Source organism: Microcystis sp. (assembly GCF_048564745.1).
In the GTDB taxonomy this organism is placed as follows: domain Bacteria; phylum Cyanobacteriota; class Cyanobacteriia; order Cyanobacteriales; family Microcystaceae; genus Microcystis; species Microcystis ichthyoblabe_A.
The window spans coordinates 38464-60611 of the sequence record NZ_JBLZRT010000148.1; the positions used below are offsets into that span (position 1 = coordinate 38464).

20 protein-coding genes, 2 tRNA genes and 3 pseudogenes are annotated in these 22148 nt (G+C 43.2%); 13 read left to right on the forward strand and 12 right to left on the reverse strand.

Going from position 1 to position 22148, the window contains the following annotated elements; all coding sequences use genetic code 11:
- The first annotated feature begins 4 nt into the window (after positions 1-4).
- A complete protein-coding gene (locus ACOCD9_RS16065) occupies positions 5-1186 on the forward strand; it encodes a serine hydrolase (protein ID WP_287700981.1) in 1182 nt (393 codons plus the stop codon).
- A 242-nt stretch (positions 1187-1428) separates the two neighbouring features.
- Here the strand turns inward: ACOCD9_RS16065 and ACOCD9_RS16070 are convergent, their stop codons facing one another.
- The gene (locus tag ACOCD9_RS16070; RefSeq protein WP_287700980.1) at positions 1429-1695 is read right to left on the reverse strand and encodes a glutaredoxin family protein; all 267 of its coding nucleotides are present in this window, start codon (positions 1693-1695) and stop codon (positions 1429-1431) included.
- A gap of 8 nt (positions 1696-1703) precedes the next feature.
- Between ACOCD9_RS16070 and ACOCD9_RS16075 the strand changes: the two genes are divergently transcribed.
- A complete protein-coding gene (locus tag ACOCD9_RS16075) occupies positions 1704-1943 on the forward strand; it encodes a hypothetical protein (protein WP_287700978.1) in 240 nt (79 codons plus the stop codon).
- 154 nt (positions 1944-2097) lie between these two features.
- Here ACOCD9_RS16075 and ACOCD9_RS16080 read toward each other — a convergent pair.
- Positions 2098-2409, reverse strand: a pseudogene (locus ACOCD9_RS16080) (ISL3 family transposase); the annotation flags it as partial.
- 88 nt (positions 2410-2497) lie between these two features.
- On the opposite strand from ACOCD9_RS16080, the pseudogene ACOCD9_RS16085 reads away from it, so the two are divergent.
- Positions 2498-3558 (forward strand): annotated as a pseudogene (locus ACOCD9_RS16085) (IS630 family transposase).
- Positions 3559-3988: 430 nt separating this feature from the next.
- Here the strand turns inward: ACOCD9_RS16085 and tsaB are convergent.
- The 4 genes from tsaB to ACOCD9_RS16105 form a co-directional block, all read right to left on the reverse strand.
- Positions 3989-4591, reverse strand: a complete 603-nt coding sequence (tsaB, locus tag ACOCD9_RS16090) for a tRNA (adenosine(37)-N6)-threonylcarbamoyltransferase complex dimerization subunit type 1 TsaB (protein ID WP_287700976.1) — start codon at positions 4589-4591, stop codon at positions 3989-3991.
- Positions 4592-4620: 29 nt separating this feature from the next.
- Positions 4621-4692 (reverse strand) — tRNA-Lys (locus ACOCD9_RS16095).
- A gap of 63 nt (positions 4693-4755) precedes the next feature.
- Positions 4756-5628 carry an aldose epimerase gene (locus tag ACOCD9_RS16100; protein ID WP_287700974.1) on the reverse strand — a complete coding sequence of 291 codons (873 nt, stop codon included), beginning with the start codon at positions 5626-5628 and terminating at the stop codon, positions 4756-4758.
- Positions 5629-5695: 67 nt separating this feature from the next.
- The gene (locus tag ACOCD9_RS16105) at positions 5696-6382 is read right to left on the reverse strand and encodes a diacylglycerol/polyprenol kinase family protein (protein ID WP_287700972.1); all 687 of its coding nucleotides are present in this window, start codon (positions 6380-6382) and stop codon (positions 5696-5698) included.
- A 54-nt stretch (positions 6383-6436) separates the two neighbouring features.
- On the opposite strand from ACOCD9_RS16105, the gene yidD reads away from it, so the two are divergent.
- Positions 6437-6667, forward strand: coding sequence for a membrane protein insertion efficiency factor YidD (gene yidD, locus ACOCD9_RS16110; RefSeq protein WP_287700970.1), 231 nt, complete (start codon positions 6437-6439; stop codon positions 6665-6667).
- A gap of 16 nt (positions 6668-6683) precedes the next feature.
- Here yidD and ACOCD9_RS16115 read toward each other — a convergent pair whose 3' ends face one another.
- Positions 6684-7442, reverse strand: a complete 759-nt coding sequence (locus ACOCD9_RS16115) for a DUF2993 domain-containing protein (RefSeq protein WP_287700968.1) — start codon at positions 7440-7442, stop codon at positions 6684-6686.
- Positions 7443-7641: 199 nt separating this feature from the next.
- On the opposite strand from ACOCD9_RS16115, the gene ACOCD9_RS16120 reads away from it, so the two are divergent.
- Positions 7642-8781 (forward strand): ferrochelatase, encoded by a 1140-nt coding sequence (locus ACOCD9_RS16120; RefSeq protein ID WP_287700966.1) that lies wholly within the window; start codon positions 7642-7644, stop codon positions 8779-8781.
- Between the two features lie 88 nt (positions 8782-8869).
- Positions 8870-8942 (forward strand) — tRNA-Arg (locus ACOCD9_RS16125).
- A 416-nt stretch (positions 8943-9358) separates the two neighbouring features.
- Here the strand turns inward: ACOCD9_RS16125 and ACOCD9_RS16130 are convergent.
- Positions 9359-9684, reverse strand: a pseudogene (locus ACOCD9_RS16130) (transposase); the annotation flags it as partial.
- 66 nt (positions 9685-9750) lie between these two features.
- On the opposite strand from ACOCD9_RS16130, the gene ACOCD9_RS16135 reads away from it, so the two are divergent.
- Together ACOCD9_RS16135 and ACOCD9_RS16140 are read left to right on the forward strand one after the other, a co-directional pair.
- Positions 9751-9984 (forward strand): hypothetical protein, encoded by a 234-nt coding sequence (locus tag ACOCD9_RS16135; protein WP_287700964.1) that lies wholly within the window; start codon positions 9751-9753, stop codon positions 9982-9984.
- Between the two features lie 1210 nt (positions 9985-11194).
- Complete coding sequence (locus tag ACOCD9_RS16140; protein ID WP_419547947.1) at positions 11195-13582, forward strand: ATP-dependent Clp protease ATP-binding subunit; 2388 nt, start codon at positions 11195-11197, stop codon at positions 13580-13582.
- A 54-nt stretch (positions 13583-13636) separates the two neighbouring features.
- Here the strand turns inward: ACOCD9_RS16140 and ACOCD9_RS16145 are convergent, their stop codons facing one another.
- Complete coding sequence (locus tag ACOCD9_RS16145; RefSeq protein WP_170863676.1) at positions 13637-13777, reverse strand: hypothetical protein; 141 nt, start codon at positions 13775-13777, stop codon at positions 13637-13639.
- A gap of 653 nt (positions 13778-14430) precedes the next feature.
- Between ACOCD9_RS16145 and atpD the strand changes: the two genes are divergently transcribed.
- Together atpD and atpC are read left to right on the forward strand one after the other, a co-directional pair.
- A complete protein-coding gene (atpD, locus tag ACOCD9_RS16150; protein ID WP_149986192.1) occupies positions 14431-15879 on the forward strand; it encodes a F0F1 ATP synthase subunit beta in 1449 nt (482 codons plus the stop codon).
- Positions 15880-15953: 74 nt separating this feature from the next.
- Positions 15954-16370, forward strand: a complete 417-nt coding sequence (atpC, locus tag ACOCD9_RS16155; RefSeq protein ID WP_002735380.1) for an ATP synthase F1 subunit epsilon — start codon at positions 15954-15956, stop codon at positions 16368-16370.
- Between the two features lie 144 nt (positions 16371-16514).
- Here atpC and ACOCD9_RS16160 read toward each other — a convergent pair whose 3' ends face one another.
- Positions 16515-16838 carry a 30S ribosomal protein PSRP-3 gene (locus ACOCD9_RS16160; protein WP_002760450.1) on the reverse strand — a complete coding sequence of 108 codons (324 nt, stop codon included), beginning with the start codon at positions 16836-16838 and terminating at the stop codon, positions 16515-16517.
- 103 nt (positions 16839-16941) lie between these two features.
- Here ACOCD9_RS16160 and mutT point away from each other — a divergent pair, with 103 nt between their 5' ends.
- The 3 genes from mutT to mraY are packed head-to-tail and all read left to right on the forward strand — an operon-like array spanning position 16942 to position 18737.
- A complete protein-coding gene (mutT, locus tag ACOCD9_RS16165; RefSeq protein WP_287700961.1) occupies positions 16942-17364 on the forward strand; it encodes an 8-oxo-dGTP diphosphatase MutT in 423 nt (140 codons plus the stop codon).
- Positions 17361-17624 carry a DUF3134 domain-containing protein gene (locus tag ACOCD9_RS16170; protein ID WP_002735746.1) on the forward strand — a complete coding sequence of 88 codons (264 nt, stop codon included), beginning with the start codon at positions 17361-17363 and terminating at the stop codon, positions 17622-17624. Before mutT ends, ACOCD9_RS16170 begins: the two co-directional genes overlap by 4 nt.
- A 45-nt stretch (positions 17625-17669) precedes the next feature.
- Positions 17670-18737, forward strand: a complete 1068-nt coding sequence (gene mraY / locus ACOCD9_RS16175; protein ID WP_287700959.1) for a phospho-N-acetylmuramoyl-pentapeptide-transferase — start codon at positions 17670-17672, stop codon at positions 18735-18737.
- Here mraY and ACOCD9_RS16180 read toward each other — a convergent pair whose 3' ends face one another.
- A complete protein-coding gene (locus ACOCD9_RS16180) occupies positions 18738-19061 on the reverse strand; it encodes a HesB/IscA family protein (RefSeq protein ID WP_002766059.1) in 324 nt (107 codons plus the stop codon).
- A 186-nt stretch (positions 19062-19247) separates the two neighbouring features.
- Complete coding sequence (locus ACOCD9_RS16185; protein WP_419547948.1) at positions 19248-21968, reverse strand: beta strand repeat-containing protein; 2721 nt, start codon at positions 21966-21968, stop codon at positions 19248-19250.
- Positions 21969-22148 lie beyond the last annotated feature (180 nt).

A 22148-nucleotide genomic window follows, 5' to 3' on the forward strand; every position in this document is an offset into this window, starting at 1 on the left:
AACCGTGACTCGTCAAGTAACTCGTCGTCCCACCAAAGTCCAATCCGGTCCTGAGTCCCCTAGGTCCCTGGACTCAAACAACAAAAAAAAGTCTTTACCGGTTAAAAGGGCAAAAAAACAGCGTAAACCTAACCTAATCGCCTCTTTTCTCCTTCAGGTTCTTCGTTTCTCTATCCTTGGTGTCGGTTTAGGTGCGATCGCTGGTACGGTTTTAACGGTGGTGGATCCGAGCAAATTACCTCTACACCCAAAACCCACCGCTACTAATTCCCCGACTCCCCAACCCGTCACCCCAAAACCGACCACCTTAGTTTTCAACGAAAATCTCAGCAGCCTTAACCAGAAATTACAGGCTTTAGTGGTCAAATATCCGAAATTACAGGCGGGAGCTTTATTTATTGACCTCGATAACGGTGCTTACTCTAATTTTCGCGGAGATACTATTTTTGCCGCCGCTAGTACGATTAAAATCCCCATTCTGGTGGCCTTTTTTGAGGATGTGGACGCGGGAAAAATTCGTCTCGATGAACCCCTTGTGGCCAGTAAGGATGTCCTGGCCAGTGGGTCCGGAGATATGCAGTATCTAGGAGCGAATAAAACCTATACTGCCCTAGAAACCGCCACTAAAATGAACGTAATTAGCGATAATACTGCTACTAATATGTTAATTAAGCGCATGGGCGGCAAAAAGGCTCTTAATCAGCGTTTTCAAGCTTGGGGTTTGACCAGTACGGTAATTAATAACGCTTTACCAGACTTGGAAGGAACCAATACCACAAGTCCGAGAGATTTGGTGACAATCTTAGGAAAAGTTAATCAAGGGGAATTACTCAGTTTACGTTCCAGAGATCGTCTATTGAATATTATGCAGGAAACGCGCACTCGCACCCTGCTGCCGCAAGGTATCGAGAAATCCGCCGATATTGCCCATAAAACCGGTGATATTGGCTCGATGTTAGCGGATGCGGGGATTATTGATATGCCCAACGGGAAACGCTATCTAGGAGCAGTGATGGTGAAACGTCCCCACAATGATAGTAACGCTAGGACTCTGATTCAACAGATATCGCGCACGGCCTACCAACACTTTAAATGGTATCAATCTAAACCCGCAGCCAAACAGCAACCAGTCCCCCAGTCTTCTCCCTCTCCGAGTCCGGTCGTTATTCCTAGTCCGGGTAATTAGGGTTTGCGGCAAAAAGTTTTTCGTGGGGGTGGGGTGTGGGGTGTGGGGTGTGGGGTTTTACCCATTTTCAGGACGTTCGGCGAAGCTCAGTCGAGCCGTGGTCAATTACCTAATTTTCAGGGAAAAAGTACCTGAATTTTGCCCCCGATCCCCGCAATGGCTGGCACTTTTTGAGGGAAAAAAAGTCTAAAAGTCTTATCCAACAAGGTTTTTAGATTTATTAAGCAAACCCTAATTAGCCCCTAGGTTAAATTATTGGCTAAAAGACGGGCCAATTGTTCGGCATTTGCCCGGGGGGAAAGACGAGGAAGGATTTTTTCCCCCGTGGCCAGTTTTTGACAGAGGACGGGGACTTCGTACTGATAAGCGTTAAACCAATCCTCTCGACTGGTAATGTCCCTAATTTCTAACTGCCACTCCGGTTGACGGATTTTTTCTAGTTTCTCTAGCAACCCTTCGCAAAGATGACAGTCCGGTTTACTGTATAAAATTAGTTCTATGGTAGTCATAAATATTTATGTTCATTACTTCCACGATTAGTCTCTCGTCAACAATTATACAAACTCCCACACCCCCACCGACTTTAAATAATAATTTAGTTAATTCAGGTACTCAAGATCTAGTCTATATCGGTGTGTTTCTTCTGGCAATTACCCTAGTTGTGGTTATTGGTATTATCAATCAAAAAATTGAATATGCTCTCATTTTTGCCGCCACTCTCACTGTTATTTTAGTTGCCTTCTTCTGGTTTTTATAAGTCCTTCAACGAAGGAAATTGAGGGTAAATCCCCGTTAATAAAGCTTGACGGCTCTCGTTGATTCACCTTCACCGAATTGTTAACTAATTCGAGTTCAGACTTGACAAAAATCGGCTCTTCGTTACTCTTTATGCTAAATCAACAGACAAGATGTCAAGATAACATACTTCTAACCCAAAAATTCCGAAAGTTTCTCAAGCCATAGCCTCTCCGTTTTATTAGTTTAAGTTTATTGTTGATTCCCTCGACCACCCCATTCCTTGTCCTTGGCTCGAAATAACTAATGATTTCTCCAAACCAGTTTCGGATTCTTTGACAACTCTTGGTAAAAACACTGGAGGATTTTACCAACCATTCCGAGATGGATAGCAGTCCTTCTGTCGGATTCTTTGAGGTTTCGTAAATCTTTCTGAATTCTTCCTTTAATTCCTGCATCTTTTTCAAATTTGGGAAATTTTCTTTGATATATATAGCAATTCCATTTGATACGTAAATAGAGCTTGCTATGGTAAATTAGAAACGTTCTGCCAAGAAATGAAAGAAAAAAAAGCAAATGGAAACCAATCAAAATGAAAGAGAAAGACAAATAGAGCGTTTAATCAATTTTATAAACAGTAATGGAGACTCGCGAGAGATGAAGAGAGCCTTAGCAGTAAAATTGGCTCTACAGGGTTATGCCTACAAAGCGATAGAAAATATACTAAATGTATCTCAAGGTTATGTAAGTAAATGGAAAAAAAGATTTATCAAACAAGGAATAGAAGGACTAAGACTAGGTTACAAAGGAGCCAAAACAAAGCTGACTAAAGAGAAAGAAGAAGAGACAATAAAATGGTTATTATGCCAAGAATATTGGGATTTATCAGAACTAAAAATCTATTTAATAGAAGAGTATGATGTAGTATTTGAATCAAAATAAAGTTACTATAAGATTTACAGAAAAGCGAAGATAACTAGACAGAAAGCTGAAAAAGTAAACCCAAGAAAAGATGAAGAAAAAGTCAAACAAAGAAATGAAGAAATTAAGCAAATTCTCGAAGAGCATAGAGAGGAGATAGAGTCGGGAAAGCTTATGGTATATGCGATAGACGAATGCCATCTAATGGGGGAAGATATCGCAGGTAAAGCCTGGAATAAGTCAAAAGAGCGAGGGGAAATACCAATTAATAATTATAAAGATAGACAAACTTATTATGGTGCATTAAACTTGTTAGAGCCAGATTTAATTTTAGAAAAATATCCCAGAGTAAATGGAGAAAATACCGTCAAGTTTCTAGAAAGTTTACAAAGTAAAAATGCGGGAAAAAGATTGTTGATATTTTGGGATAGAGTTAGACATCATAGAGGAGAAAATATGCAGAATTTTTGGGGAGAGCAAAATGAAGGATTAGCCAAATCAGAATGGAAAATTACTTGTGAACTTTTTGCCCCTTATGCGCCGAAGAAAATCCAGTTGAAGCAATTTGGTTTCAATTAAAAAATTTGCTTAGGAGGTTTTATCGTTTCGGCAAAAACTTTAAGATTATTAATCTTTTATTTGAATTTTTTGCCAAATATAATCTTTTCAAATTTCCTAACTTGAAAAGATTTGATGCCTTTTCACAATTCATTTAGGCGCACTATATAATTAATTTGCAAGAGTTCTATTGATAAAAATAGCAATCATAAAAACCAAATCATCAACATTTATCAAGCAATTATTTTTATCAATAAACATTCTACACGACTCAGTCCAGATAAGCAAGATGGCTCACCACTACTACCGAATCACTACTTAATTAGGGTTGGCTGAATAAATCTAAAAACCTTGTTGGGTAAGACTTTTAGACTTTTGAGAAATCAAAAAGTGCCAGCCATTGGAGGGATCGGGGGGAAAATTCAGGTACTTTTTCCCTGAAAATTAGGTAATTGACCCCCTCAAAATCGCTAAAACCCTACATCCTACACCCTACACCCCACACCCGTTCGGCTGAGCTCACGGCCGAAGCCCACACCCTACACCCCACAGCCTGCCCCCACGAGAAACTTTTTCAGCCAACCCTAATCACATCCCGTAAAATGGGAGCGCCTCCGACCAATGGAGGCGTTTTCCCATTTGCCAGTCCAAATAGGCTAAATCGAGGATATCAGTGGCATTTATGCCTAAACAACTGGGTGTGGCTAATCTTTGATAGGGAATAGTTAAGTTTTCTAAAGTCTGATGCCATTGTTCTGGAGTCATCAGGCTATCAGCTAAATAAACCCGATTACCCCGATAGATGCCCACATACAATTGTCCCCTAGTTGCGGGCATTTCTAGGGCTAGATAGGTATCAAGGGGGTAAAAATCCCCTTGTGACCAAGCAAAGGCCGCTAAACTGGAGACGGTAAAAATCGGTAGCTGTAATTGTTGTGCTAGGGTTCTAGCGGTGACTATACCGATGCGGGTACTGGTAAAGCTACCCGGCCCCTTAGCGGTGGCTATAAAGGCTAAATCAGCCCATTTTTGCGGGGCTAGGAACTGTTTTAGATAGGGGTGGAATAGGTTCGATAAATCCCTGTCTAAGTCCCAAGTTTGTTGACGACTATCATCGCTGAAATTAGAGAGGGCCAGTCCTAGTTGGGGACTGCTGGTATGCAAGGCTAATCCATAGACAGGGGAAGACAAGTCAATCTTTCTGTATTAGTAAGTTTTTATGGGTCGCCTGGGATTCGAACCCAAGACCAATCGGTTAAAAGCCGAGTGCTCTACCGCTGAGCTAGCGACCCGTTTCGTGTTCTGCACACGATTTATCAATATAACATCTTATTTGGGCTAAGTCAAGGGGTAATTTAAATTTGATTGACTCGCATTTCCACGATCGCCTCGCGGCTGCTCTGGGGTTCTAAGTAGGTCAAATGTTCGCCTGTGTTGAGGGCGTTGCGGGGAGCGCTCCAGGGTTCGAGACAGATATAATTTTTATCTTTCAGGGTCCAAAAAACTAGAGTCGTATAGAGATTATCGTAACCGAGGACAATTTGACGCTGATGATAGGAATCACTAAAACTACTTTGATGGCGTGTAATTTGCGGAAAAGCGGCATCAATTTCTTCGAGATTAAAGTCAAAGTTGCCGGAGTAGGAATGGAAGGTTTTCGTGCGTTGATCGAGGTATTGGGAAGAGGGAATATCAAAGGATAATCGGGTTTTATCGGTGACTTGAAAATAGGGATGGAACCCGATAGAAAAGGGCATTCTTTCGGGAGAAAGATTAATCACTTTTTGGTGAATTTTGAGGCTGTTTCCTTGCAGTTGATAGGTAAAGATTAATTGAAAATCAAAGGGATAGACTTGACGAGTGGCCGGATTACTGTTTAATTCTAGGGTTAAACTAGCGGCAGTTTCGCTGCTTTGTTTGCTCACTTGCCAGGGTAAATCACGAGCAAATCCGTGTTGTTTAAGGCTATAGTTTCGGCCTTGGTATTGATAGGTATTATCGGGTAAGTTGCCACAGATAGGGAATAAAATCGGAACTCCTCCGCGCACACTGAGGTTAGGATCTTTGAATCTTTCTGTGTCCAGATAGAAAATATCTTCTCCGCAAATTTGCCAACGGGTGATGATTCCTCCCCTAGCGGGAACCACTTCCAGATAAGCGTCGGCCTCTTCATCCTTGAGACAATAGGTAAGATATTGATTTTGGTTTTGAGTGATCGTAAAGGTCATATCAGTTATCAGTTATCAGTTATCAGTGAATATCTTCGGTTTTCGGTCGCTTGAAAGCTGGGATAGACTAGCTTGAGATGAAAATTTGGGTAAGAAAATAGGCAATGGCGGCGCTACCAATCGGTACAGTGAGATTATCTATACCTAGTTTCGAGAAAGTTTCTAGAATAGTAGCTCCGATCGCTGTTAATAAAGATACTAAAATAATTGGCGGATTCATGCCATTAATAAAAGATAAAATAATCAAGCTGACTAAAAAGCTGATTGCTAACATAGTCAGGGAACCTTCCAGACTTTTGCCACTGCCGAAAATTTTGTAGGGATGTTGACCAAAATTTTGTCCGACTAGGGCCGCAAATCCGTCTCCCAAAGCCATAATTAAAATACCCATTGCCGCGTATTCGGGGTGAGAAATTGGCCAAAAATAAGCCACGAGAACACCTATACTAACAGCATAAAAAAAAGTTCCCCAACTACGGCGACCGACACTATTAAGACTAGGTAAAATGGGTAAAAAATAGGATAGTATAGCGATAGTTGCCGCTAGGATGGCCGCACTTATTCCCACCCAAGCGGGGATATTTAACCACCAGGCCAAAAGGATGACGTTTCCCGTGCCAATGTGGACAACTTTGCGGGTAATTTCGCCATCGGTACTGAAAAGACTTTTTAATTTTTCAGCGATCAGAATCAGAACAACTAGGTAACAGGCGACTAAAAAGATCGAAAATAGGAGAGAGTCGGATAGTTCCACGTGGCAAAAGCGAAAATTGACTATCTATTAGTTTAGGCGATCGAGGTGACATTGATGAAAGGAATTTTTATTGGTTTAATTAAGGGATATAAACGGTTTATTTCGCCGCTATTTCCCCCTTCCTGTCGTTTTCAACCCACCTGTTCCCAGTATGCCATGGAAGCGATTGATCGCTTTGGTGTGCTGCGGGGTTCTTGGTTGGCAATTAAGCGTATTCTCCGTTGTCATCCCTTTCACCCCGGAGGTTACGATCCTGTACCTCCCTGTAGCCACAAGCACGATTAAAAGGCCAAAATACTGCCTATTTTCTTTGGGGAAAACGCTCGATATCGGCGATACCATAAAAGATAATCTGTTTATCTTTTAAACGTAGTCGATCAACCCTTAATTGAGTACCATCGAGGGCAAATTTATCTAAATCCATGAGGTTGTTAACGTGGCTGATTAAAGCTTCTCCTAAAGCTTTCGATCTTTCGTCGCCTTGATAAACCACATCAACAAATTGAATTTTTCGCCGTTCTTCCACAACCACAGCAGTGGTCATTTCTAGAAGAATTGGTGCTTCTTCTCCTAATTTAATTAGACTTTTCAGAGTTAAAGTTTTGTCGTCATTGAGAATTAATTCCGTATTCTGACAGTGAATTGATTTACCTTCGTACTCTAATCTTTGCAGTTTTTCGACAATAAAAGGTGTATTAAAAGAGGTGGTTAAGTCTTCTTCCGTTAAAACTACCCGCAAAGTGGCCCGCGTCGGTTGACGGAGTTTTACCTGTCCGGTAAAAATGGCACTAAAATCGATCGCCACCGCTTGCACATACAATTCCATGGCTTCGATGCGTAGGCCATTGTACATCAGCATCGACTGACCGATAAAGTCAAAACCGTCGATACTGCCTTGCAGTAATTTGGCTACGGGTTCGGCGCGGACAGTCGCTGTCAGCTTGCCTGTACGTTTGAATAATGCAGCGATCGCAGCACTCACCACTTTACTGATGAGTTGATCGCCGCTCTGATTGGGAAAAGGTAAGCTACCAAACACGCCTGCTGTCATATCTCTCATAGGTGGGACTGCAACGATCTTAACATTATTTAAAGTTTCTTTACATATCGTTTTATTAATGAAGATGATAAGCAATCTGTATGATTCTGTAGAGGTTATAAATTTTTAGCGGTCTATCCCGTGCGAGGGGATAGGATGGAAAAATGCTACTATCCCAGTGATATAGCGTTTTTCACTTAAGAAAATCGGGGTTAAAAACGTGGTTGCCATTTCAGATCAACAACAGTTAGCCGCTACCCACAACCACAGCGATCGAGTGGCGGTATTATTGATGGGATACGGGGAGGTGGAGAGTTACGAGGACTTTGCCAACTATAATGAACAGGCCTTAAATCTGCTGACGGCTAAGTTCGCTCCCGTACCGACTTGGGTTTATCCTCCCCTAGCGAAATTATTGGCCCTATTTGACCTACACGAATGGCAACACCAGCATAATCACTTTATTTCGCCCCATAACCACATTTTCGAGCATCAAAGACAGGAAATCGAGCGCAATTTACAGGCAAAATGGGGTAATCGGGTGGAGGTATTCAAAGCGTTTAACTTCTGCGCGCCTTTTTTACCAGCACAAGTATTAACGGAAATCCGCGAGCGGGGATTCGAGAAAATTTTGATCTATCCTCTCCTCGTGGTTGATTCTATCTTTACCAGTGGCATTGCGATCGAACAAGTTAACAAAGCTTTAGCTCAAGGACAAACGGGGGAACATTGGGTCAAAGGATTGCGCTATATTCCCTCGTTTTATAACCAACCCGCTTATATAGATTTAATGGCGCGGTTAGTGGAGGAAAAAATCGCGGCCGAGGTAGCTAGTAGCTGTCTTCCCTCGCAAATTGGCATTATTTTAATGAATCACGGTTGTCCCCACGAAGCTAAGGGATTTACGTCGGGAATCGATGAAAGTCAAGCTTTATACGAGTTGGTCCGGGAAAAATTAATCTATCGTTATCCCTTGATTTCTGTGGGTTGGTTAAATCACCAAACCCCTTTAATTAAATGGACGCAACCGAATGCAGAGTTAGCGGCGAAGAATTTAATCGAATTGGGGGCCAAAGCCTTAATTTTCATGCCGATTGGCTTTGCTACGGAAAATCACGAAACTTTACTGGATGTGGAGCATATTATCGAAGCTTTACGCCGCAAACACGACCAGGTTAATTATGTGCAGATGGCCTGTGTCAACGATAACCCCGAATTTTGCCAGATGGTCGCCGATTGGGCCGAGGAACATATCGAAGCTCTCGGATCACAAGAGGCTTTATCTGTCAATAGTTCTGTAACAATTCCTCACATTCATTCCGACCACCATCATCACCACGGACATCACCATCATCATTAAGCTTGGACAGTGGCAAAGAGGGGCAACGGCGAAAATTAGTCCTACCACTTGTCACTTTTGGAGGTATGATCTATAATTGTGCTTTCCTGGGTACGTAGCTCAATGGATAGAGCATCCGCCTTCTAAGCGGACGGTTGTAGGTTCGATCCCTACCGTACCCGTTATTGTTAACTAGGGGTTGAAAATTCTCTCCTATCGTCCCGGGGACAATCGCTTTGATGCGGTGAGCGTCGAATTAGGTCAGTTGAATCCCGTCGGTTGATATTAGTCCTTATTCTGGTTGTGCTGTAACTCCAAACTCATCTGGGTGTTGAGGAGGCGTTTCCTGGCGGAAGGAGGGGATGTCGCTATTGTCCGAGATGAATCGCCGCTAGGGAGAGGAATGCAGAGATTTGTTAATTTGTGGTGCTTGTAGCGATCACACTTAACGATTATGTTCTAGCATATATTTTTTCAGTACGGCATTAATTAGGGCTTGCTGAAAAAGCCTGAAATGCCGATAGGAAAAAGGTTTCGACTCAATAAAGTCTAGAAGAAAAGCCCAAAAAAAGGTAAAATACCCTAAAAGCCAGGCACTTTTTTTTAGTACAGATGTATCGTATGTTACCGCATCCACTGCACCGTATATGTTGACTGATGCCACAACTTTTTCTAAGCTTATAGCACTAATTATTGAAATATTTCTCCCTCTTTTTTGTGGTTTTCTTCCCCTAGCTCTTTGGCCAATTAAGGCTCTAGCATAGAGTCTCAAAAGGGCTAAATTTACCCCCGATTCATCGATAAAAATTAGTTTTGATGCCTCAATTTCCCGCACTTGAGACCAGTATTCCACTCTTTTTTGCTGTACCCTTTCACTTTCTTTTTCCGCCGCGTGTAGTATTTTTTTTTGAAACTGTAATTGATACCAATTCTCCAAAATGTGACTACAGATAGGCTAGAATATCATATTAGTAGAGTTAAAGGAAAAATATGGCAGGAGTTTATAAGATAGAAATATCTGAAAGTGAAGCAGAACTCAAGGAACTGCTTAGAAAAGAAAAAACTGGTTCAGGAAAAGAAAGAATACAAGGTTGGGTTGAGCTATCATTATTGAGCAGGTATTACCAATCGGCTCAAAAGGCGAAACCCAACCAAGATTGTGAAAATATTCCGGGAAGTTGTTGGGTTTCCTTGCGTCAACCCAAACTACGAGTTTTACTCTAAACTTGGTCTGACTGAATCAAGGGGGCATTTATGGTATTTTTAGAAACAATTTAGCCGGCTTTTGTTGTTTCTTTTTCGGTAGATTGGGAAGGTTTTAGTTTGCGTTTGAAGAAAATACCATACAAGATCATGTTATCGCACTAAGGGAAAATTTTATAAATTTCTTGGCGATGAGCAACTCGTTGATAGATAATGGTTTGATGATTTGACCTCTCCCCCAACCCCTCTGGGAGCAGGAGAGGGGAGTTAGTCTGGATTCATTAGTAGCCTTATTCGTCTTCGTTTCTTAAAGGTATAATTCCTTTAAGAATCTTTCCTCTAATAATCAAATAGACAGGAAAACAATACACCCAAAGGAGCAATACAAACAAAAAAACTGACCATGAATTACCAAATGAGGGTACGAATGATCCTGTAATTTTATACTTATGAATTTCTATTCTATGGGAATCAATTGCTGCCCAAAGTGCTGTCACTAAGACTCCAAGAGGTCTAAGACCAACAAAAATCAACAATGTTAGTAAAAGTGAATTTCTCCAACCCATAATGAATATTAATCTTTTTAGTAGTGTTTCTATCGAATCGAGATAGACTCGCGCATCCTTGCCCATGCCATTGTTGAAATTGCGGGTATTGCGATCGCTTCTTCGTAGCTAGGTAAAGCAACACCCCAACCCAACACCAAAATGAGATAGAAAACTAATACACACTCCCCCCCACAACTGTAGCAAAAGCTACAATTTAATAAATCTTTATATTCTTCTCCCTCGCTTAGGGATTCACAGGGTAAAGAGTTTCAGGTATTTTCCCCTGTTTTACTGCTTCTCAGGCGACCTATCGCCTTCCGTGAGGGATTGTGGCGCGGTGTGTCAGATTCGGTAATAGGGTTCAAAATTTCGCTAACCGCTACTTGAGCCATAGCGTTTTCCCTTAAGCAGAATTTACGCCGCCTCCAGTTCATAATGCAATACCAGAAGCTCATCAGAGCAACTCGATTCGCAATTGGCGGCCTACCAAAGAAGCCGCCCGTTGGATGGTGTAGAAAATGACCCGTGCGATGCGCCCGCTAGTAGGGGCAATTCATGAATTGCCCCTACTCCCTACTCCTGTCCCCTAACCCACCCTACTGATACGGATATCACCCTTCCGGCTAATGTAAAGAAAACGTTACAGTAACAGGTAAAGCCCAGTAGCCAGGAAGCCGTCAATCATGTTTGAATACTTTAACCAGAAAGCTATCAAAGCGGTGATGTTCGCCCAAGAAGAGGCCCGTCGTACCGGTCACAGTGTCGTGGGTACGGAGCATTTACTGTTAGGATTGATAGGAGAAGCCACCGCCACCGCAGCCTTAATTCTCAAGGATTTAAAAGTCACCCTGCACGAAAGTCGCCGCCTGATTGAAGGAATGACCGGCCGCGGCACGGGTTACAGTCCCGTTAATATCCCTTTTACCCCGAAAGCGAAAAAGATGTTCGAGCAAGCATTTCAGGAAGCTCGACAATTAGGGGAAAAAGCGATCGCACCTGAACATCTATTACTCGCTATCACCGCCGATCCCGAATCCCTAGCCGCTAAAATTTTAATTATGCAGGGTGTTGATCTCCTGCAACTTCGCGGCCTTTTAATTAAAAATGCCGGGGAAAAAGTCGCTAGTGGTCGCTTCACGAGTGATAGTGACTATGAAGACCAGAAAAATACTCCCAAAGACGGTATTTTAGCCCAATATGGTCGCAATTTAAGCCAAGAGGTCAAAAATGGCAAAATTGACCCTGTAATCGGTAGAGAGCCAGAAATCGAGCGAGTTGTCCAAATTTTAGGCCGTCGTACCAAAAGTAACCCGATTTTACTGGGTGAGCCGGGGGTGGGGAAAACTGCGATCGCTGAAGGGTTAGCACAACGCATCCATAATGGCGATATTCCCGAACTTTTGCAGGATAAACAGGTAATTGCCCTCGATATGGGGTCTTTACTGGCAGGAACCCGTTTTCGCGGCGATTTTGAGGAACGTTTAAAGGGTGTTGTGGAGGAAGTTCGCAAATCGGGCAGTATTATCCTGTTTATCGATGAAATTCACACTCTTGTGGGTGCTGGTAGCATGGGAGGAGCCATGGATGCTTCTAACTTGCTTAAACCTGCTTTAGCTCGCGGCGAGTTACAGTGTTTAGGGGCAACCACTCTCGATGAGTATAAACAGCATATTGAGCGAGATGCGGCTCTAGAAAGACGTTTTCAGCCAGTTATGGTGGGAGAACCGACTAAAGAGCAGGCGATCGAGATTTTACGCGGTTTAAAAGCCACCTACGAGGATTTCCATCAGGTAAAATACGATCAAAAAGCGATCGAAGCTGCCGTTAATCTATCCTCTCGCTATATCAATGATCGCTTTTTACCGGACAAAGCGATCGATCTTCTCGATGAAGCGGGATCCCGCACCCATCTACGCTATTCCCTGCAAAGTAAAAGTCCTGCGGAGGTTAGGGAAGAATCACCCCTAATTAACCCCGAATCTTTAATTCCCGTGGTGGATGCGGAGGAAATTGCCCAAATTGTCGCCGCTTGGACAGGTATTCCCGTTACCCAATTAACTGAAACTGAGTCAGAATCGCTCTTAAATCTGGAATCTCAACTGCACGAGCGGATTATTGGTCAACAGGAGGCAGTAAATGCCGTTTCTCGTGCCATTCGTCGAGCGCGAGTAAATTTAAAGAATCCTAACCGTCCGATTGCCTCGTTTATTTTTGCCGGTCCCACGGGAGTCGGTAAAACTGAATTAACGAAAGCCTTAGCTAAGTTGCTCTTTGGCTCGGAATCCAGTATGATTCGCCTAGATATGTCGGAATTTATGGAATCCCATACGGTTTCTAAGTTAATTGGTGCGCCTCCCGGATACATCGGTTACAATGAAGGCGGTCAGTTAACGGAAGCAGTGCGTCGTCAACCCTATAGAGTGGTTTTGTTTGACGAAATCGAGAAAGCACATCCCGATGTTTTTAATCTTCTCCTGCAACTGTTAGAAGATGGTCATTTGACCGATTCCCAAGGTCGTCGGGTGGACTTTAAGAATACCCTAATTATCATGACCTCGAATATTGGCTCAAAAGTCATCGAAAAGGGCGGTAATAGCTTAGGATTCGAGATTGCTGACGATTTTGCTCAATCCCGTTACCAACAGATTTCTAATCGGGTGACAGAGGAGTTAAAACAATATTTCCGTCCCGAATTTCTCAACCGTCTCGATGAAATCATTGTTTTCCGACAGTTAACTCGCGAAGAAGTTACCCAGATTGCCGATATTCTGATCGCAGATATAGCCAAACAATTGACAGAAAAAGGCATTTCTGTGGAAGTTACCGCCGCTTTTAAGGATTTGGTCATCAATGAGGGTTATGATCCTAGCTACGGTGCGCGGCCTTTACGTCGTGCCTTAACTCGACGCTTAGAGGATAGTTTAGCCGAGGCGATGTTATCGGGAAAAGTCAATTCTGGAGACCATGCGATATTAGATGTAACTGCTGAAGCTGTGGTGACAGTCTCTAGTCATCAGCGCTCTGAGCAGAGCGATATTCTCTCGCAATTACAGTTACAACCGGTGGGTTAATCCCCTCAAAAATTGCTTTTTTCGGGGTTGAAAATTTTTCAACCCCGATTTTTATCATCCTGGAAAAATAACTTCTAGGGGAGCGGGAATCATCTCGGTGCGAAAGTCCAGAATCTGGACTAGGATTAAATAGGCAACGGCGATTAAAATCGAAATCGCTCCTGTGATAATGGCGATAATTTTACCAGAATTCATATAATTAACCGATAATTTCCTGAGATTGCCGCAAAAGCTACCGAAATTTATTCTCATCTACGATTGCGAGCCTAAACAATTTAAACTGAGGATATCTTACAGCACAATTCTCCCGGACGGTTGAGAAGGCAGTGCATCTCAGTTTTGTAGAAATATCCATAACACATTTTGGGCGCAGGCCCGGCACCCCTACCATAAACCCTATCTAAAGCTGTCCCTTGAAAATTTGACGGGAGATAGTTCTTGTGGATCGATTTATAGATTAAAATCTATGGTCAAGCTTACAATTATTTGTTAATTGAATCTATACAGCCAGCAAAACCCTTGCTATAATCGACAATATATGGTAATGGACTAATTCCATGCACTGCATCCGCATCGGCATCTTCAAAGTTGATCAACCTCGCTTTGTTTTAAGGTAGGCTAAGGCCTGCCTTACTTTTTATCAGTGATCAGTAACCAGTAAGCAGAAAATTGCCATTTAATACCAATCACCGCTCAGACTGTCCACGGAAAACTCACATCTGATCACTGGTAACTGATAACTGATCTGATCCCCTAGCGTGATAAGCTGTGTATTGGCTAATTTTACAAAAAATTAAGACTTTCCCCTTGTGGGAGTTATCAGCTAAAACCCAGAGTAGACATAAACAATGGTAGCGACAACAGAAACTAACGTTGGTAAAATCGTCCAGATCATCGGTCCTGTCATCGATGCCGAATTTCCCAGTGGCAAACTGCCCCGTATTTATAATGCCTTAACCGTAAAAGGAACCAACTCCGCTGGTCAAAATTTATCCGTTACTTGTGAAGTACAACAGTTACTCGGTGACAACCAAGTGCGGGCCGTTGCCATGAGTACCACCGATGGTTTAGTGCGCGGTATGGATATCGTCGATACCGGTGCAGCGATTAGCGTTCCCGTGGGTAAATGCACCCTCGGTCGGATTTTTAACGTTCTTGGTGAACCCGTGGACGAAAAAGGACCGGTTAACGTCACCGAAACCTCTCCTATTCACCGTCCCGCTCCCAAATTAGTCGATCTTGAAGTAACACCGACGGTTTTTGAAACCGGTATCAAGGTAATTGACCTGCTCACCCCCTACCGTCAAGGTGGCAAAATCGGCCTCTTTGGGGGTGCTGGTGTGGGCAAAACCGTCATTATGATGGAATTAATCAACAATATCGCCATTCAACACGGGGGTGTCTCGGTTTTTGGCGGTGTGGGTGAAAGAACCCGCGAAGGAAACGACCTCTACAACGAGATGATCGAATCGAAGGTAATCAACGCTGATAACCCCGAAGACTCGAAAATTGCCCTCGTTTACGGTCAGATGAACGAACCCCCCGGAGCGAGAATGCGCGTCGGTCTCTCTGCTTTGACCATGGCCGAATATTTCCGCGATGTCAGCAAGCAAGACGTACTCTTATTTATTGATAATATCTTCCGTTTCGTGCAAGCTGGTTCGGAAGTATCGGCGCTCCTCGGTCGGATGCCTTCTGCGGTAGGATACCAACCCACCCTCGGCACTGACGTAGGCGACCTGCAAGAGCGGATTACCTCCACCAAAGAAGGATCGATCACTTCCATCCAAGCGGTCTATGTACCTGCGGATGACTTGACTGACCCCGCTCCCGCTACTACCTTCGCTCACTTGGACGGAACTACTGTACTATCCCGTGGCCTGGCTTCCAAAGGTATCTATCCGGCGGTAGATCCCCTCGGTTCCACCAGCACCATGCTCCAAGCTGATATCGTCGGTGATGAACACTACGGCACCGCTCGCGCCGTCCAATCTACCCTGCAACGCTATAAAGAGTTACAGGACATCATCGCTATTCTCGGTTTAGACGAATTGTCGGAAGAAGATCGTCTCACCGTTGACCGCGCTCGCAAAATTGAGCGTTTCCTCTCGCAACCTTTCTTCGTGGCCGAAGTGTTCACCGGTTCTCCGGGTAAATACGTTACCCTCGCCGATACGATCAAAGGCTTCCAGATGATCCTCAAAGGTGAACTCGATAGCTTACCCGAACAAGCGTTCTATATGGTCGGCAATATCGATGAAGCGATCGCTAAAGGCGAAAAACTCAAAAAAGGCTAATTAAAAGTCAGTAGTAACCGCGTTTAGCGGTTACTTAACCCAGAAATCTGCCAAAATTATCGTTATTATCACCAATGAGCATTACAGTACGGGTTATTACACCCGATCGCATTGTCTGGGATAACGTGGCTGAAGAAGTAATCCTACCCAGTTCCACGGGACAATTAGGTATTCTTAGTGGTCACGCTCCTTTATTAACTGCCCTGAATATTGGCGTAATGCGAATTCGACCGGGGAAAGACTGGGAAAATATCGCAGTTTTGGGCGGTTTTGCTGAAGTCGAAAATAATGAGATCAAAGTCCTTGTTAATGGGGCGGAATTAGGCTCAAAAATCGATAAAGAAAAAGCTCGCGCCGAATACGAACGGGCCCAAACCCGTCTCGATGAAGTCAGTAAAGGGGATGACCGTCGCAAAACTATCCAAGCGCAACAATCATGGCGCAAAGCTCGCGCTAGATACCAGGCCGCCGGCGGTTTAGTATCGGTTTAAACCCAACCAAATCAAATTAAATTAAAGCAAAATCGGGCGGGTTTATATAAACCTACCCGATTAATTTTTTAGCCTTTAGCAATCAGCTTTTAGCCATTTTTCTGCCTATTATCAAGATTATCTAGCTGACGGCTAAAAAGCCGATTAATTGCTACCACTAAAAACAACTTCGGGGAATTTTAACTGTGCATCGGCCATGGGGATTTGTCGGCCTTGATTGCGTAACTCTTGCCAAAAATTAATTACTTCTGTGGCTTTGTTGAGAACATCAACGCGATCGGACTCATCAATCCAGTGTTTTGCTTCTAACTCCTCTTGCAGTTGTTGCCAAGCATCATTGCGCGGCCAGAAAAAATAAGCGGTGAGGGGGCTAGTTCCTTTGCCGACCACCTGATCCACAGCGATCGCTACGTTCTGATCTAACCACAATACTTTTAAAATAAACTTTGATTCGGAACTGACTGTCATTGTTAATCGTTAATCGTACAATTCTCGATTATATCATCTTTTGACTCAATTTTCCGCAGTCAGTTTTTAACTATTTTTTCCTATTTTTTCGCCAATAACCGCTATGATTCCCGAAACAGACTCTTTAGCTTCTAAACAAATCGGTGTGGCCGTAATTAGAGATGATCGAGATTTAATTTTAATCGATCGCCGTCTAGCCAAGGGACTCTTGGGCGGTTTTTGGGAATTCCCCGGGGGCAAAATCGAAGGCAATGAAACGGTACAGGAATGTATTAAACGGGAGATATTAGAAGAAATTGGCATTGAAATCGCAGTGGATAGTCATTTAATCACTATCGATCACACCTATAGTCATTTTCGGGTTAATCTACAAGTATATAACTGTCGTTATCTCAGCGGCAAAGCAAGGGCGATCGAATGTGAAGAAATCCGCTGGGTAACTATCCAGGAACTAGATCATTACACTTTCCCCGCTGCCAATCAAGAGATTATCAGAGCCTTAAAAGACATGGTAAACTCGAAATGATTGCTGTTAATCGTCGAGTGATTATGCTTAATCCTTCTATTCGTCAAGAACCCCGCTACGAACCGGCCGCGGTTATTCCCCTAAAAAAAGACGCTTCCATTGTCGAGTGGTTAGAAAAAAATAATCGCATGATTCCCCGGGATAAAATCGCCGAACCAGATCTGACTCTCGAAGAAGATGTGGAACTATCTGAACTGATGGATGTCGATGATATCGGTTATGATGACGACGAAGATGAATTAGTCTTAGATGAAGATTAATCCCGTCTTCTTTGGCAAATTTTACCCTTATCTGGCGCTTTAGTCGTGAACGCTAACATTTTTTCCGCCCCTATCTTTAAAAAACCCACTGGAACCCATCTCCTGATTCTACTAACGGGATTACTATTTCTGTTAGTAGTTTTTTTTCAGTCCACTAATTCCCTGTTACTCCCCCTGATGGCCACAACGTTAATCAGTGGTGGTCTTGGTTGTCAAGTAGTACCGATGCTGCGGCGCTTGAAAATGGGTCAGATCATGCGCGAAGATGGACCACAGGCTCATTTAAAGAAAGCAGGAACCCCGACAATGGGAGGCAGCTTTTTTGTGCCAGTAGCCCTTATTTTCGCTTTAATCTGGTCTAAATTCACTCCTAATGTGGTGGCGGTTGCTTTGCTGACCTTTGTTTACATGGGTATCGGTTGGTTAGATGATTGGCAAATTCTGCGTTATAAGTCGAATAAGGGCCTATCTCCCCGGATGAAGTTAATTTTACAGATAACGGGGGCGGTGCTTTTTTGCCTCTGGATGTCGTTCAATCAGGTGAGTACCGATATCGGCCTTTGGGGTCGATTAGTGATTCCTTTGGGCTTTTTCTTCTGGATTTTGGCGGGATTTGTCCTTGTGGCTGAAAGTAACGCCACTAATCTCACTGATGGGGTGGATGGATTAGCGGGGGGAACAGGTGCGATCGCATTTTTGGGTTTAGGTATTATTATCGCTCCTAGTCATCCAGATTTGGCGATTTTCTGCACTTGTTTTGCTGGTGCTTGTCTAGGCTTCATTTTTCATAACCGCAACCCCGCTAAAGTCTTTATGGGTGATACGGGTTCCCTCGCTTTGGGAGGTGCTTTAGCTGCGGTGGGTTTAATTACTGGACATCTCTGGGGATTATTTTTAATTAGTGGTCTCTTCTTTCTGGAATCTCTTTCGGTAATCGCTCAGGTTATCTATTATAAAGCCACAAAAGGACCCGATGGCAAGGGCAAAAGATTGTTAAAAATGGCTCCTTTTCATCATCATTTAGAATTAAGTGGTTGGACCGAAACCAAGATCGTGGGAGCATTTTATCTGGTTAATGCGCTTTTAGTTGTCTTGGCTATTTGGAGCAGTTAATTAAGCGCTAAAGGAAAGACCACAACCGCAGGTATTTTGGGTGTTGGCATTGGTAAAACGGAAACCACCACCCATGAGATCTTCTGAATAGTCTAATTTTAAAATTTGTAGGTAGCGATCGCTGTCAGGATCGACTAAAATATTAATACCCTGACTTTGATAAAAGCGATCGTTTTCTGCCGCAATAGGGGTTAATTCGAGATGATAGTGAAGTCCCGAACAACCACCGTTTTTTACTGCCAAACGCAGATAGGAACCAGTCAGACGACGGCTTTGACTCCAACGTTCAATTTCTCTAGCGGCGGCGGGACTTAATTCGATCATTGTTTTTGAGACTATTGTAATAATAATATCAAGTTATTGTGAAGTTATACCACAGTTGTTGTCAAACTTTATGTTAAGAAAGATGTGACTAATGGATGGCGGGGGTAGCTGACAATTTTTAACACAGAAAACGGGTTCCTTGAAGAAACCCGTTTTCTAGGTGACTTAGAAGGAGAGCTTAGAAACTTAGATAAAGAAGCTACTAACATTAATGCTCCCTAAAGCTGGTAAAGCACCAGTAAATCCGGTGATATTTATTAATAAATCATTGCTGGATTGGAAGCCAGCCGTGCTATCATTAATAACGAGGTAAGTTCCAGCTATCGCACCGGTTGTTACTTGCACTAAGGCGGCACTATTAACCCCTAATCCTTGATTACCTGTAATCGCTCCATTGGCATCAGTAAATACCTGATTGATTAAATTCTGTAAAGTGGTGACAGTGCTATTAGCAGCACGACTGAAACTACTAGGCGCACTCGTGGCGTTTCCAGCTTGAGTTAATAAGTCAATTTTATCACTATTAATGGCAAAATCTGTGATATGATCGGTTGTTGATCTGGTAGATTGGCCAAATTGGAAGATAAAAGTATCTGCACCTAAACCACCGGTTAAAGTATCGATTCCAGCACGTCCATTGATTTGATTATTGCCACTATTTCCGGTGATTTTATTGTTACCGGCGTTACCTGTACCGTTAATATTGGCGGTTCCTGTTAGGGTCAGATTTTCCACATTAGCGGGTAGGGTAGTGGTGACATTAGCGGTTAAGGTGTCGCTGATGGTGACAATTCCCTTATTATTGGTAAGAGTTGCATTGACGGGATTACTGAGGTTAATGGCAAAAGTTTCGTTTGCCTCATTAAGGTTATCATTGAGGATGGGAATGGTAATAGTAGCAGTGGAAGTATTAGGTGCAATGGTGATAGTTCCAGTTTTGCTAGTGTAATCTACATTAGCGGTAGCGTTAACGGGTGCAGTAGTATAATTGACACTAATTGCTTGTGGATTGGGATTGTTGACAGTAACGGTGAGGATTGCATTACTATTTTGACCTTCGACAACGGTGATATTATTGATGGAGAGTTGGGAAAAGTCGTCATTATTAATTGTCCCCGTCACTGGGGTGGTGGTCCCAACTGTATAACCTGTCCCAGAAGCAAGAGTTAAAATAACGGTTTCGTCACTTTCTACTATTGTGTCAGGAGTGGGGTCAACTGTGACGGTAGCAGTCGCTGAATTAGCAGCAAAGGTGACGCTGGTGGGAATAGAAGTGTAATCGTTTCCATTGGTTGCTGTCCCTTCAACTGTATAGTTGACGGTTAAGGGATTAGTTGTATCTCCTGTGCGGGTGAAAGTGTAGATGAGATTGCTTGTCCCATCTTCGGTAACACTACTGGGAGAGATAGCAAGAGTGATACTAGGTAAATCATCATTGGTAATTGTCCCGGTAACTGCGTCAGGAGTACCTATTGTATAACCTGTCCCGGCAGCGAGGGTTAACGCTACGGTTTCGTCACTTTCTACTGTGGTGTCAGCAGTAGGGTCAACTGTTACAGTCGCAGTGGATGAACCAGCAGCAAAGGTGACGCTGGTGGGAATAGAAGTGTAATCGGTTCCATTAGTAGCTGTCCCCCCAACTGTATAGTTAACCGTTAAAGGATTAGTGGTTACTCCACTACGAGTGAAGGTATAGACTAAGTTAGTTGTTCCGTCTTCTGTCACACTACTGGGAGAAACTGCTAGGGTGACATTGGTATCATCATTGGTAATTGTTCCCGTAACTGCGGTAGTTGTCCCAACTGTATAACCAGTCCCAGAAGTAAGAGTTAAAGCAACAGTTTCATCACTTTCTACTGTTGTATCAGCAGTGGGGTCAACTGTTACAGTAGCAGTGGATGAACCAGCAGCAAAGGTGACGCTGGTGGGAATAGAAGGGTAATCGGTTCCATTGGTTGCTGTCCCCCCAACTGTATAGTTAACCGTTAAAGGATTGGTTGTGGAACCGGTACGGGTGAAGATATAGAGTAAGTTGGTTGTCCCATCTTCTGTCACACTACCAGGAGAGGGAGAGACAGCAAGGGTAATACTAGGGAAATCATCATTGGTAATTGTCCCCGCAACTGCGGTAGTTGTCCCAACTGTATAACCAGTCCCAGAAGTAAGAGTTAAAGCAACAGTTTCATCACTTTCTACTGTTGTATCAGCAGTGGGGTCAACGGTTACAGTCGCAGTGGATGAACCAGCAGCAAAGGTGACGCTGGTGGGAATAGAAGTGTAATCGGTTCCATTAGTAGCTGTCCCACTGATGCTGTAGTTAACCGTTAAAGAATTAGTGGTTACTCCGGTGCGGGTGAAGGTATAAACTAGATTTGTTGTCCCATCTTCGGTAACACTACTGGGAGCAACAGCAAGGGTAATACTGGGAAGGGTGACATTGGTGATTGTTCCCGTCACTGCGGTGGTCGTACCTACTGTATAACCCGTCCCCGCAGCGAGGGTTAAAATAACAGTTTCATCACTTTCTACTGTAGTATCAGCAGTGGGGTCAACTGTTACCGTCGCAGTGGATGAACCAGCAGCAAAGGTGACAGTATTGGTAGTCCCTGTACGAGTGTAATCGGTATTAAGAGTAGCTGTCCCCCCAACTGTATAGTTAACTGTTAAAGCATTTGTTGTTACACCACTACGGGTGAAGGTATAAACTAGATTTGTTGTCCCGTCTTCTGTCACACTACTAGGAGAGACAGCAAGAGTAATACTGGGTAAAGTGATGTTAGAAACGTAGTTGAAGTAACTCGCAGTTAAACTTAATCCAGTTCGATCCCGTAAAATGGCAATAAGTTCATCAGGTTCAGAGCCAGGTTTATTAATATAGAGATTAGTAGTTGTCCCAGAAACTGTCAAGAGATAATCACTACTTGAACCGCGAAGTTGAATAAAATCATGGCTCTACCGAACCTGTCATGCAAAACTATCAACAACTTATGCTTGTAAAGCTTGTACAATAGGGCTTTGAGTTTTTGTTAGATTGATATTTATCAACTTTAGAGCATTGCTGGACAGAGAGGGAGCTTGGGGAATTTT